Source organism: Brooklawnia sp. (assembly GCF_032229645.1).
Classification (GTDB): Bacteria; Actinomycetota; Actinomycetes; order Propionibacteriales; family Propionibacteriaceae; genus Brooklawnia.
Map to the genome: position 1 here is coordinate 1 of NZ_JAVTWX010000149.1, position 12,437 is coordinate 12,437.

10 protein-coding genes are annotated in these 12,437 nt (G+C 63.4%); 5 read left to right on the plus strand and 5 right to left on the minus strand.

Going from position 1 to position 12,437, the window contains the following annotated elements:
• Nucleotides 1-44: 44 nt before the first annotated feature.
• From AAFP05_RS12395 to AAFP05_RS12410, 4 genes are all read right to left on the minus strand, one after another.
• The gene (locus tag AAFP05_RS12395; RefSeq protein WP_341730184.1) at nt 45-827 is read right to left on the minus strand and encodes an electron transfer flavoprotein subunit beta/FixA family protein; all 783 of its coding nucleotides are present in this window, start codon (nt 825-827) and stop codon (nt 45-47) included.
• Between the two features lie 33 nt (nt 828-860).
• Nucleotides 861-3,062 (minus strand): (Fe-S)-binding protein, encoded by a 2,202-nt coding sequence (locus tag AAFP05_RS12400; protein ID WP_341730185.1) that lies wholly within the window; start codon nt 3,060-3,062, stop codon nt 861-863.
• Nucleotides 3,063-3,098: 36 nt separating this feature from the next.
• Nucleotides 3,099-4,280: an FAD-binding oxidoreductase gene (locus AAFP05_RS12405; protein ID WP_341730186.1), complete on the minus strand. Its 1,182-nt coding sequence runs from the start codon at nt 4,278-4,280 to the stop codon at nt 3,099-3,101.
• A gap of 226 nt (nt 4,281-4,506) precedes the next feature.
• Nucleotides 4,507-5,622 carry a LysR substrate-binding domain-containing protein gene (locus AAFP05_RS12410; protein WP_341730187.1) on the minus strand — a complete coding sequence of 372 codons (1,116 nt, stop codon included), beginning with the start codon at nt 5,620-5,622 and terminating at the stop codon, nt 4,507-4,509.
• An 86-nt stretch (nt 5,623-5,708) separates the two neighbouring features.
• Here AAFP05_RS12410 and AAFP05_RS12415 point away from each other — a divergent pair, with 86 nt between their 5' ends.
• The 3 genes from AAFP05_RS12415 (at nt 5,709) to AAFP05_RS12425 (ending at nt 8,828) form a co-directional block, all read left to right on the plus strand.
• Nucleotides 5,709-7,013: a tyramine oxidase subunit B gene (locus AAFP05_RS12415; protein ID WP_341730188.1), complete on the plus strand. Its 1,305-nt coding sequence runs from the start codon at nt 5,709-5,711 to the stop codon at nt 7,011-7,013.
• 123 nt (nt 7,014-7,136) lie between these two features.
• A complete protein-coding gene (locus AAFP05_RS12420; protein WP_341730189.1) occupies nt 7,137-8,375 on the plus strand; it encodes an ammonium transporter in 1,239 nt (412 codons plus the stop codon).
• A 114-nt stretch (nt 8,376-8,489) separates the two neighbouring features.
• Nucleotides 8,490-8,828 (plus strand): P-II family nitrogen regulator, encoded by a 339-nt coding sequence (locus AAFP05_RS12425; protein WP_341730190.1) that lies wholly within the window; start codon nt 8,490-8,492, stop codon nt 8,826-8,828.
• A gap of 113 nt (nt 8,829-8,941) precedes the next feature.
• Here the strand turns inward: AAFP05_RS12425 and AAFP05_RS12430 are convergent, their stop codons facing one another.
• Nucleotides 8,942-9,673: an AIR synthase related protein gene (locus tag AAFP05_RS12430; protein WP_341730204.1), complete on the minus strand. Its 732-nt coding sequence runs from the start codon at nt 9,671-9,673 to the stop codon at nt 8,942-8,944.
• Between the two features lie 154 nt (nt 9,674-9,827).
• On the opposite strand from AAFP05_RS12430, the gene AAFP05_RS12435 reads away from it, so the two are divergent.
• Both AAFP05_RS12435 and dusB read left to right on the plus strand, forming a co-directional pair.
• The gene (locus AAFP05_RS12435; RefSeq protein ID WP_341730191.1) at nt 9,828-11,198 is read left to right on the plus strand and encodes an MFS transporter; all 1,371 of its coding nucleotides are present in this window, start codon (nt 9,828-9,830) and stop codon (nt 11,196-11,198) included.
• Between the two features lie 45 nt (nt 11,199-11,243).
• A complete protein-coding gene (dusB, locus tag AAFP05_RS12440; RefSeq protein ID WP_341730192.1) occupies nt 11,244-12,422 on the plus strand; it encodes a tRNA dihydrouridine synthase DusB in 1,179 nt (392 codons plus the stop codon).
• Nucleotides 12,423-12,437: the final 15 nt, after the last annotated feature.

Sequence of the window (12,437 nt, forward strand, 5' to 3'; positions counted from 1 at the left end):
GAGGATGTGATCCATGGTGATTCCTGAACTGGTTCGGTTTCGGGTCATCGGGCGGCGGCGGACAGGAAGGTGGCGAGCTCAGTCGCGGCAGTGCCGTTGGTATCGGTGAGGGTGCGGCCGGCCTGGCGGTCGGGGTTGCGGGTGATGGTGGCCACTCGGACCCGGGCCGATGCCGTCCCGACTCGTGCCGGATCCATCCCCAGGTCGTCGAGGTCGAGCTTGGCGATGGGCTTTCTCTTGGCCGCCAGGACGTCCTTGAAGGTGGGGTAGCGGGGATTGTCGGACTGGTCGGTGATGCTGAGCACGACCGGCATCCCGGCACGCGCGAGTCGGGTGCCCAGGTCGTCGTTGCGCTCAATGACGGCCTCCCCGCCGGCGAGCTGAATTCGGCCGGCGAAGGTGAGTGCGGGCCAGCCAAGGCGACGGGCGAGCAGAACCGGCACGGCGCCGGTTCCAGCGTCCGTGGACGCCATACCGCACACCACTGCCTGGGCATCCCCGAGGCTGCGGATGGCCGCGGCCAGCACGTCAGCTGTGGCGAACACGTCGCTGCCTGCGATGGCCGGGTCGCTGATCAGGATGGCATCGTCCCCGCCCATCTGAAGGGCCTTGCGGAGCGCCGCGGAAGCATCGTCAGGGCCAATGGTGATGATCGTGACGGATGATCCCGGCAACTGATCGCGGAGCCGGAGCGCTTGCTCGACTGCGTATTCGTCCAATTCGGACAGTAGGCCGGAGTCGGCCTGCCGGATCAACCGGTGGTCGAGGTCGAATCCGATCTCCTCGGCAGAGTCGGGGACATATTTCACGGCAACGATAATGCGCATGGTGTTCTCTCAATCGGGTTGGGTGCGGTGGAATCAGCTGGTAGCCGGACGATTGCGCTGGGCCCTGTGTACGCTGTCGAGCACCATCAAAGAGACATCGCGGACGGCTGGCGCGGTTTCCTCGGCGCTGGCGGCATCCCCGAGCATGATCGAGCAGTAGGGACAGCCGGTGGCAAGAGTCTCCGCCCCGGTGGCCTTGGCCTCGCTCATCCGCGCGGTGTTGATCCGGGTGCCGAGCTTCTCCTCGGTCCACATCCGTCCGCCGCCGGCTCCGCAGCACATACTCGTGGCCTCGGAGTGCTTCATCTCGATCAGCTTCTGGCTGCCGGGCAGCGCGCCCAGCAGCTGGCGGGGCGCTTGGTATTCGCCGTTGTGGCGTCCGAGATAGCAGGGGTCGTGATAGGTGATCGGTGCTGCTTCGCCCGGCTCGGGCGGCGCCAGCTCGAGGCGGTGCTCGCGAACCAGACGGTTCAGCAGTTGGGTGTGATGCACCAGGCGGAAATTCGCGCCGAGCTGGGCGTACTCGTTCGACAAGGTGTTGAGGCAATGCGGGCAGGTCACCAGGATCTGGTCTGCCCCCAGCTCCTGCAGCTGTTCGATGGTGCCCACAGCAAGTTCCTGGTAGGTCGCCTCATTGCCGGTCCGCCGCGCCGGATCACCGCAGCACGACTCGGCTTTGCCCAGGACGGCGAAGGAGACTCCCGCGGTGTGCAGCAGTTCGGCCACCGCCCGGGTCGTCTTCCTGGCCCGCTCGTCGTACGCCCCGGCGCAGCCCACCCAGAACAGGTAGTCCACCTCGGACAGATCCGCGATATCGCGGCCCACGACCGGCACCGGGAAATCCAGCCCTTTCGCCCAATCCATCCGCGACCTGGCCGGCTGGCCCCACGGGTTGCCGCGCTGCTCCAGGTTGGAGAACATCCCCCCGAACTCGTCGGGGAACCGCGCGGCCGTCATCACCTCGCCCCGGCGCAGATCGAGGATGTGATCGACGTGCTCAATGTCGACGGGGCACTGGTCGGTGCATGCCCCGCAGGTGGTGCAGGCCCACAGCACATCGGGGTCGATCACCGACCCGACCAGCTCTCCAGAGCGGGCTGCGACTCCGTCTGGTCCGGTGGCCCTGGCGCGGGCCAGCGCGCTCAGCAGGTCGCCGCTGTGGGCGTGGGCCGGCGCGGTCGGGGCTAAGGCGGCGGCAGAGTGGTCGCGCAGAGCCAGAGTGAACAGTTTCGGGGACAATGGCTTGCCGGTGTTCCAGGCCGGGCAGACGTCCTGACAGCGTCCGCACTCGGAACACGAGGCGAAGTCCAGGAGCCCCTTCCAGCCGAAATCGGTGATGCTGGTGACGCCAAAGCTGGCGTTCTCTGGCAGATCGTCGATCTGGCGGATGTCGAAAGGTTCTCCGTCGACGAGCATGGGTGCTGCGGCCCCGAGCGCGGACGAGCCGTCGAGCTCGCGGCGTCCAAAGATATTGACCACCGATAGGAACCGGTGCCACGCGACGCTCATGGTGATTCCCAGCCCGACGACCAGCATCCAGGTCATCGAGACCACGATCTTGGCGAAGGCCAACCATCCGACCGCCGATTCCAGCTGATCCGTGGCCGCCGGCAACAGCATCGTCCCCAGCCAATAAGTGGTGGGGAAGTGCACCCAGGATCCGGAGGCCGCAGTGGCCGGGTCCTGGCGGATCAGGGCATTGCGGACGACGGTCATCGACAGCACACAGATGATGACTGCGGCGATGACCGCCTCCACGAACCACGCCTGCCACCGGGTCGAGCCGTAGAACCGCGACTTCCAATCCCTGGCATCGGATGGGGCTTCATCGTGCTGGGTGTAGCGCGCCCTGATGATCACCAGCACCGCGATACCGATCAGGCCCGCCCAGCTGGCCAGTTCGACCAGCCACTGCCACGGCGCCCACTCTCCGACCAGCGGCAGCTCGGCCTGCGCGTTGACGATCTGTGGGTAGGCCGCAGCCAGGGTCGGCACCAGCACCACGAACGAGATCATCACGCACCAGTGGGCGACCTTGGCGACTGGCCTGGTCGTGAATCTGCGGTGCGACAGGATCTCGGTCGTCGTCAGTGCGAGTCGGCGTCCGGCCGGGCGCAGCCGGCCCGGGCTGGCCGAGCCTTTCCGGATCTGGACGACCAGGCTGACCGCGCCGCGGACGAACATCCAGACGCCGATAACGCTGTAGATCAGCGCTACTGCCAGAACCACTATCATCGTCACTCCACTCGCAATCGTCGATACGTACCAGGCTCAGCGGATTCCGGAGGCCCCCTTGTACGGGAATGGGCTGACGAGCAGATCGCCTTCAGCGAACCGGGAGAGCCTGAAATCGGAGGCCGTGACATTCGGGATGGCGGTATCCCCGTCGAGGATCAGGTCGGCCATCAGCGTCCCGATCGCGGGCGCAGTCTTGTACCCGTGGCCCGACATCCCGGTAGCCAGGAACAGGCCCTGGTAGTCGGTTGCGGAGATGATGTAGTTCTGGTCGGGCGTGCAGTCGAAAATCCCGGTGTATGTGCTGGCCACCTGGGGGTTCTCGATGCCCGGGAAGCGATGGACCGCCTTCTCGGCGACCGACTCCAGGGCATCGTGTGAGGCATGGTTTGGGTAATCGTCGAGATCTGAGACCGACTTGATCAGCTCAGAGGCATCACTATTGCCGAACAGCAGCTCGGCACCGCGGATATGCACGTACTGTTTGGAGACCATGTCGGAGAAGACCGGGGGCGCGCCAAGGTCGATGCCTGGGTTGATGAGCACCTGCTCGATGAGGATCGGAGTGATCGGCACGTCGATGCCCAGGGGTTTGCCCAGCGCCGGAACCCATGGGCCGCCTGCCAGCACAACAGCGCCGGCGGGCACGATTTCGCCGTCGCTGAGTTTGACCCCGGTGGTCTTGTCCCCCTCAGTGAGGATTTCAGCCACCTCGGCGCCCTGGCGAATGGTGATGCCACGGGCGCGAAGGTTGGCGGCCAGCGCTTGGGTGGTGGCGTAGGCGTCACCGTAGCCGCCGCGGGGTTCCCAGCAGAAGGCAGCGAACTCATCGAGGTTGGCCACCGGCCACAGCTCATGCACCGCGTCGGCACCGATGAACTCGGTGTTCACTCCGATCGACTGCTGGTTCTTGACGCTGGCAGAGAAGGGCTCGATGTTCTCCTCGCCAACGCCGACGACGTATCCGACTTGCTGGAAGCCGATATCGGTGCCCAGGATCTCCCTCGCGTTCTCCAGAAACTCCAGGCTGGCCAGTGCGAGTGCCGCGACCGAGGTGACACCGTAGTGGCAGCGAACAATCGCGGAGGATTTCGCTGTGCCGCCCGACGCCACTGTGTGACGCTCAAGGATGGTGATATCCGTGATTCCCCGTTCCAGCAGCGCGTAGGCGGTCGCTGTTCCGATTACGCCGGCGCCCACGATAACGACATCGCTCATTTGCTTCTCCTGCTTTCCTGTCCAATGGACCGGCGATCCGATGCGGCATATCTCGTGAGATCTGCGTCGTGTCGAGTCCGGTTTCATTCAGGAAATCGCAGAAGTTCTTCCGTGTCCAATACTCTCGTGGTCACGATCGATAGCTAAATGCTCTTAATGTCGATCGCATTACAATCCAGATACCGGAATCGGCACGACCGAAATGCGGGCCCGCCAGGGCAGGATCTCAGTCATCCCCGGTAGTGGTTGGCAGTCGATGTGTCATCCCGCAGACGTCACCAAGGCAGTCCAAGAAGGCGCTCACCAGCGTCTGCTGGCGCGGGTGAGCACGTGTCACTGCAAGCAGCCGAGTGACGGGAGACCCTTTGAGCGGTACGACGGCGATCGATGGTGGGACCAATTCGCGGATCGATTCCGGCAGGATCGTCGTTCCCACGCCCGCAGCGACGAACCCAAGTGCCGTCTCCTGGTGGACGACCTGTTCCACTATCCGGGCGTTTGAGGCATGCTCGGCCAATGCAAGTGTCACTCGATCCACAAAGCCCGGCATCAGATCCCTCGGATAGGTGATCAGGGGGACCTCGGCGATCTCATGGGCCGAGATCTCCGGCCGGCGTGCCAGGGGATGCTCCTTGTGTAAGCACACCACCAGACGCTCTTCGTGGACGACTTGTGACATGAGATCGCTCACCGGCACGCTGTCGTTCGCTGCTATCTGAAACTGGTGCGGCTGGTGATTCCCGGCTTCCGCAGTCTTCCGTTCGCTGCGAGCGGCATGCGCAACGACCGAAGTCCCCGGCATTTCGTCGCGGACGATGCCAAGATCGAGCGTGCCCGCCACCAGACGCTGAATCTGTTCTCCGGACGTGAGCGGGATCTCGGTCAGCGTGACCTCAGGATTCCGGTCCTTGAACAGGGGCACGACTCTGGGAAGTATCGTGCAACTCGCTGAACTCACGAATCCGAAGGTCAGCTCCGGCCACTTTCCGCTGGCGAGGTCACGCAGCTCTTGAGTGACCTGGTCGAGGTCGTCGAGGATCCGGCGCGCTTGGTCGCGTAGCTGAGCGCCCGCCGGGGTAAGTGCCACGTTGCGCGTGCTCCGATCGAACAGACGGACCCCCAGCTCGCGTTCGAGCTTGCTCACCTGCAGGCTGAGCGGAGGTTGTGACATGTGTAATCTCTCGGCGGCGCGGCCAAAGTGCAGTTCATCCGCGATAGCTAAGAAGTATCGGAGCTGTCGGAATTCCATGTCGTGGACAGTACGTCGAATGTGTGCAGCGAATGTCACGAGACTGTTTCCGCGGTGTAACTTTACACGGTCCCTCGGTAACGCGATTGTCATTGAAAGTGATTCGCTCTGGACGTGCGCAGGAAAGATATTGGACGTGAAACAATATTTGCGCTTTCCTGAGTTTAGGTCGTTCCGGGGTGCTGGAGATCTCCCGGAAGAGCCTCAGCAAGCTTCCTTTCTCTCCGGTCATCAGCAGATGGCTGGTCAGGAGCCACGTTCACGAATCTGAAGGAGCAAACATGACCGCAGGGACCACCAGCGACCGGATCAGGACCAGCGACACGCCGGACCTATCGACCGCGTCGGCAGGCACGAAGATCGACATGCTCTATTTGAGCGAGCCCGAGGTCATCGCAGCGGGAGTCAAAGACATGGGCAGGTGCATGGAAGTCATGGAGGAGGTGCTGGTTCTCGTCGCGAAGGGTGACTACCGAATGGCGGGGAACTCTGCTAATTCCCATGGCGCCCAGGTCTCTTTCCCTGATGCCAGCCCGTTCCCCGGTATGCCTCGCAACGACGCCGATAGGCGGTTCATGGCCATGGCCGCCTATCTGGGAGGGCGCTTCGATACCGCCGGCGTCAAGTGGTACGGGTCCAACGTGGAGAATCGCGAAGGAGGCCTGCCGCGCTCCATTCACCTGATCGTCCTGAACGACAAGACGACCGGCGCGCCCTTTGCGATTATGTCCGGCAATCTGGAGAGCGCCTACCGCACCGCAGCCGTATCCGGTGCGGCCGCCAAGAAGCTGGCGCCGAAGAACGCCAAGACACTGGGAGTGATAGGCCCCGGCGCCATGAACAAGACGGCGCTGCACGCTATGACCACTGCGCGCCCGTCACTGGATTCGATCGTCATCAATGGCCGCCGTCGGGTGACTTCTGAATCATTCGCGGACTACGTGCGGGCGAATTATCCGCAGTTCACCACCATCGAGATCAGCGATACGGCCGAGGGCGCGGTGCGTGATTGCGACATCGTCTCCGAGGTGGTGACCGGCAGGACCGGGTCTGAGAACTACCCCTACATCAACGGGGACTGGATCAAGCCGGGAGCCTTCCTCAGTCTGCCTGCCAACCTGAAGATGGATAAGGAGTACACGCGGTCTGGCAGGGCCCGTCTGCTGGTGGATGCCAGGAAGATCTACGAGGCATGGGCGGAGGAGTATCCGGCGCCTTCGCACGAGACTGCTTTCGGCATGATCGGACTCTACTGGCAGGACCTGATCGACGCCGGCGAGCTGGATCCGGACAAGGTCACCAATATTGGCGACGTATTCGACGGCATGGCACCAGGCCGGGAATTCGACGATCAACCCGTGCTGTTCAGTGTGGGTGGTATGGGGGTCGAGGATGTGGCCTGGGCAAAGACGATCTACGAGAATGCCGTGAAAATGGGGATCGGCACCAAACTCAATCTTTGGGACGAGCCGGGCCTGATATGAGCTCGACAGATTTCGCCAAAGCCACAGTAATGCTGTCGATTGTTCATGGAAGTCCGCCGATTATCAATCGCACGAGGTAGAGGAATGCAAATGGATATTGTCTCACAGGTGAACACGGGTTGGATGTTAACTGCCACGGTTGCTGTCACCTTCATGCTCCCGGGACTCGCCCTGTATTATGGAGGGCTGTCGCGCACGAAGAACATTCTGAATACCATCATGGTAGTATTCGGCGGTTTCGTGGTTGCTGCCGTGCTGTGGGTCCTCTACGGATATGGTCTCACTCTTGGGAACTCCGTAGCCGGCCGAGGCATAATTGGCAATCCAATTGGTCTGTTTGGTCTCCAGTCGCTGCTGGGAGCCGAGACTCCGGACGGTGCTGTGCCCGCAATCCTGATTGCCGCATTCCAACTCGTCTTTGCCGGGCTCACGGTGGGAATCGTCGGCGGTGCTGTCGAGGGGCGGATGAAGTTCTCGTCCTGGCTCGTATTCTCCGGGCTGTGGGTGACGCTCGTATACTTCCCGGTCGCGCACTGGGTCTTCGCCTTCGACTCGGCCGACGGGGCGCAGGTTGGCGGCTGGATTGCCAACCGGCTGGGTGCGATGGACTTCGCCGGCGGTACGGCGGTTCACCTGAACGCAGGTATAGCGGCATTCGTGCTGGCACTCTTCCTGGGAAAGCGACGAGATTTCCCGCAGGTCGGGCGGCCCGGGAATCTTCCCATAGCCATCTTTGGTGGCGGGCTGCTGATGGTCGGCTGGTACGGCTTTAATGGTGGGTCGTCCGGCGGAATTAACGAGAGCGCAGGCGTTGCAATCGCCAATACGCTGGTCGCCGCCTGCTGTGGACTCGTAGGGTGGATGATCGTGGAGAGGATTCGTATTGGGTCGGCCACCTCGCTGGGTGCTATTTCTGGTGTTCTGGCAGGATTGGTGGGTATTACACCCGCGGCGAACTCGGTATCTGCAGTCGGCGCGATGATCATCGGTGTGGTCGCAGGTGCCATCGGATTCACAATGCTGGGTCTGAAGGAGAAGCTCGGATATGACGATGCCCTCGATGCCGTGCCGATCCACATGTTCCCGGGGATCTTCGGCACGTTGGCCATTGGTTTCTTGGCCGATCCGGCCTCTCCCGCAGGGGCCGCCGGCCTGTTTTACGGCGGCACGCTAGCTCTGCTGGGCAAGCAGGCGCTGGCTGTGATCGTGGTCTTCGTCTACAGCTTCGCCGTGACCGCGCTCATAGCGTGGGTGCTCAAGAAGACCATGGGACTGCGGGTTCCCGACTCCGAGGAACAGTCCGGCCTGGATACCGCTTTGCACGCCGAAACCGCCTATGCGCTGGACGGTGTTCGGCCGTGAACTCACGACCCGCCAGTGACTTCGGCAGGCGGGCGCACCTGGCGCCTTCGCTGTTCTCAGCGCTGCCCGCTGCCAGACTATCTATGACCACCCGCTTGGATGGAGGACATCGAAATGCATCTCATCACCGCAGTATTGCCGCCCAGTGCGCTGGAGCCCGTCAAGTCCGCATTGGCAGAGATCGGTATCACCGGAATGACGGTTTATGATGCCAAAGGCCACGGCGCTCAAGCAGGGAAGGTTGAGATCTATCGTTCACAGGAAGTACGCGTCGAATTCCTGCCCAAAATTGCGATCGAGATCGTTGTGGCCGATGAGATCCTGGACGACGCGATTGTGACCATTCGCGAAGCGGCCTATACCGGACAGATCGGCAACGGAAAGATCTGGGCGGTGCCTGTGTCGCGCATGATCCGAGTGCGCACCGGCGAGACGGGCGCCGGCGCTGTCTGAGAGAGCGTGGTGGCTGGGTGGGATGCGAGTCCGCGCCCGGCCACCACGGCATATCTGCCATGAGCCAGTGAGGGCTCAGGCGCACTGCGGTCGGTGAGTGGTGACCTCGGGGCTCACCCGAGCCGGGCAATCGGGGATGCCGGGCGATTCGGATCGAGTCGCCCGACTACCGCGTCCATGTTGTTGGGCGGACAAGCGAACAGCACACAACTGGCGGGTCCGCCCGAACGCAACGGGTCGATATCCCAGCCACCCAACCATCGGGATTCGAGCCCGGCGACGTGGGCCATCTCGGCAAGCTCGAATCCGATTCCGTGCGAGCCCACCGGGAGCGCGTCATGTACCAGGCCCGAGGCCACTACCTCGCGAACCTCGGCGATACCCACCTGATCGGGATGCCCGATGAAGATCTCGAACTCGGGCGAGGCGATCGGCAATCCAGCGCAGATCACCACATCACCTGGTTGGGCCTTCGGGAGTCGGTGAGCGAGCGAGCCGATGACCGTCACTCCGATTCCGGTGGCGGAGGTCGGAGCGTTCTCTTCGGTACTCCCGGTGACCGCGTCTGCAGGAATGCCGGCCTGGGCAGCGAGGATCTCGATCTCGTCGATCATCTTCTGCCCGGTCGGATTGCGCTCGACGCATAGCGCGTTGATCAGCGCGATTGGCTGTGCCCCGGCGCAGAGGACCTCCAGCAGCGGCACCCGGACGCCAAAGTGGGCGACGGTTCGTTCGTCCGCATGGACGCTGTCACCGGGTTTGGGGCCGATCCCGCCAATGGAGTCGCAGGCGATCACCAATCGGCTGGAGGGTTCGAAGACGAGGAGATCGCGGAAGCGCTGCATCACTCGTCCAGTATGGCAGCGGCGCTAGACAGGTGCCCGATGAGGAACGACTCGCCAACGGCGCCTGGTCAATGGAAGAATCAGTCCTCGAAGTATTAGACTCTTGGGCGCAAACCCATGACCAGGCAGTCACAGCAATCACCTGGAGGACACGATGAGCGAACCGCAAGCAGTGGCGAACAGCCAGTTGCCGAGCAGGGCCCAACGCCTCGATCAGCTGGCGTTCGGACGCGAGCACGGCAAGCTCCTCGTAGGCTCCGGCGTCGGTTGGGCACTGGACGCCATGGATGTCGGCCTGATCAGCTATGTCATGACAGCCCTCGCCGTGAGCTGGGATCTCTCGAACACTCAGCTGAGTTGGATCGGGTCGATCGGATTCGTTGGGATGATGATCGGTGCCTCGGTGGGTGGATTGCTCGCCGACCGGATCGGGCGCCGAAACGTCTTCGCGCTCACCCTGTTGATTTATGGCATCGCGACCGGGATGGCTGCCTTCTCGGTCGGCGTCGCCATGCTGATGGCGCTGCGGTTCGTCGTGGGTCTCGGTTTGGGTGCTGAGCTTCCGGTCGCCTCCACCCTGGTCAGCGAATTTGCACCGCAGCGGATCCGCGGCCGGATGGTCGTCTGGCTGGAGAGCTTCTGGGCACTCGGCTGGATCATGGCCGCGCTGCTCGGCTACTTCCTGGTACCGAAGGAGATCGGTGGCTGGGCGGGCTGGCGCTGGGCGCTGCTCGTCGGTCTGGTGCCCGCCGGCTACGCGCTCGTGGTGCGGCGCGGCCTGCCCGAGTCGGTGCGCTTCCTCGAGTCGAAGGGTCGCCTCACCGAGGCAGAAGAGTCCGTCCGTGAGTTCGAGAAGCATTCGGGTGTTTCCCCTAGCGTCGATATTGAGACCGCTGTCAAGCAGACTCCGGTCAGTGTCGGGACCGCCCAGCAGCAGCGCAGTTCGCTCTTCTCGCCCGAACTCCGTCGCCGCACGATTGCCTTGTGGGCGGTTTGGTTCTTCGTCAACCTCAGTTACTACGGCGCGTTCACCTGGATGCCTACTCTGCTGCTACGGCAAGGGCATTCGCTGGTGCGCTCGTTCGAGTACACGCTGATCATCACGCTGGCCCAGGTGCCCGGCTATGCGGTGGCCGCCTGGTTGATCGAGAAATGGGGACGCCGCCCAACGCTGGCGAGCTTCCTGCTCGGCTCCGGTATAGCGGCCGTGCTCTTCGGCGTGCAGACCTCGCCGGCCGGCATCATTGCGGCCGGCTGCGCCCTCAGCTTCTTCAACCTCGGCGCCTGGGGTGCGCTCTATGCGATCGGGCCGGAGATCTACCCGACCGCCATGCGCGGCACCGGAACCGGCGCTGCGTCGGCGACCGGGCGGGTGGCGGCGATCATCGCGCCGTTGTGCGTCCCGCTGCTGTTGACCTCCGGTGGCAATCCGCTGGTCTTCGGTGTTTTCGGGGCATCATTCCTGATCGCGGCCGGCAGCGCGCTGGCGCTGCCGGAGCGGCGCCGTCAGGAAATGGTCGAGTGAGCGTCGATAGCTGACCGCTTGCACGGATTGTCTAGCCTGGAAGCGATGACCACGACCCAGACCACACCGACCCGGCTGTTGCCCGAGCTGCGGCTGAGTTCGCCGTCCAATCGCGACGCATTGGTGATCGACACCCCGGTGATCCTCGCGCCGATGGCTGGTGTCACGAACGCGGCCTACCGGCAGCTCTGCCGCGAGCAGGGTGCCGGACTCTACGTCTGCGAGATGATCACCTCTCGCGGCTTGGTGGTCGGGGACCCGAAGACCGCCGAGATGCTGGCCTTCTGGCCCGAGGAAGAGGTGCGCTCGGTGCAGACCTATGGCGTCGACCCGGTCTCACTCGAAGTCGCCGTCGACATCTTGTGCAAGGGTTTCGGAGTCGACCACATCGACCTGAACTTCGGCTGTCCGGTACCCAAGGTCACCCGCAAGGGCGGCGGGGGAGTACTGCCCTGGAAACTCGACCTGGTTCGCGAGATCATGGCAAGCACCGTGCAGACCGCCGATCGATTTGGGGTCCCGGTAACCATCAAGACGCGGATCGGTATCGACGATCGGCATCTGACATTCCTCGATATGGCTCGCTTGGCCGAGGACAGCGGGGTGGCCGCGATCTGCCTGCATGCGCGCACGGTCGCCGAGGCATATTCGGGGCACGCCCACTGGGATGCCATCACGCAGCTGGTGCAGGCAGTCGACATTCCGGTGCTCGGCAACGGTGACATCTGGGAGGCCAAGGACGCGGTCGCGATGATCGAGCAGACCGGCTGCGCCGGAGTTGAGGTCGGACGCGGCTGTCTCGGCAGGCCGTGGCTCTTCCGCGATCTCGCCGGCGCCATCGCAGGCGAGGACGAGACGGTCTTGCCCAGTCTTGGTGAGGTCTGTCAGATCGTCCGCAGGCATGGCGAACTGCTCGCCAGGTTGTGGGGTGAGGAGCACGGTATGAAAGACCTGCGCAAGCATATGGCCTGGTATTTCAAGGGTTTCCCGGTCGGCGGCGAGCTACGGCATACCCTCGGCATGGTCTCCAGCCTGGCCGAACTCGACACGCTGCTGGCCCAGCTGGATCCTGACGTCGACTATCCGACCGCCGAACTCGGACGTCCACGCGGACGACAAGGCAGCCCACGCTCGAAGGTCACCATGCCATGGGGGTGGCTGGACGATCGTTGCGGTCTCGAACTGGATCTCAGTGAGGCCGAGCTCGAGACCTCCGGCGGCTAAGTCTGATCCAGGCTA

Excerpts from the sequence above, each read along its gene's own strand:
- AAFP05_RS12395 (WP_341730184.1), bottom strand. The coding sequence starts at position 827 with ATGCGCATTATCGTTGCCGTGAAATATGTCCCCGACTCTGCCGAGGAG.
- AAFP05_RS12400 (WP_341730185.1), bottom strand. The coding sequence starts at position 3,062 with ATGATAGTGGTTCTGGCAGTAGCGCTGATCTACAGCGTTATCGGCGTC.
- AAFP05_RS12405 (WP_341730186.1), bottom strand. The coding sequence starts at position 4,280 with ATGAGCGATGTCGTTATCGTGGGCGCCGGCGTAATCGGAACAGCGACC.
- AAFP05_RS12410 (WP_341730187.1), bottom strand. The coding sequence starts at position 5,622 with ATGACAATCGCGTTACCGAGGGACCGTGTAAAGTTACACCGCGGAAAC.
- AAFP05_RS12420 (WP_341730189.1), top strand. The coding sequence starts at position 7,137 with ATGTTAACTGCCACGGTTGCTGTCACCTTCATGCTCCCGGGACTCGCC.
- AAFP05_RS12425 (WP_341730190.1), top strand. The coding sequence starts at position 8,490 with ATGCATCTCATCACCGCAGTATTGCCGCCCAGTGCGCTGGAGCCCGTC.
- AAFP05_RS12430 (WP_341730204.1), bottom strand. The coding sequence starts at position 9,673 with ATGCAGCGCTTCCGCGATCTCCTCGTCTTCGAACCCTCCAGCCGATTG.
- AAFP05_RS12435 (WP_341730191.1), top strand. The coding sequence starts at position 9,828 with ATGAGCGAACCGCAAGCAGTGGCGAACAGCCAGTTGCCGAGCAGGGCC.
- dusB (WP_341730192.1), top strand. The coding sequence starts at position 11,244 with ATGACCACGACCCAGACCACACCGACCCGGCTGTTGCCCGAGCTGCGG.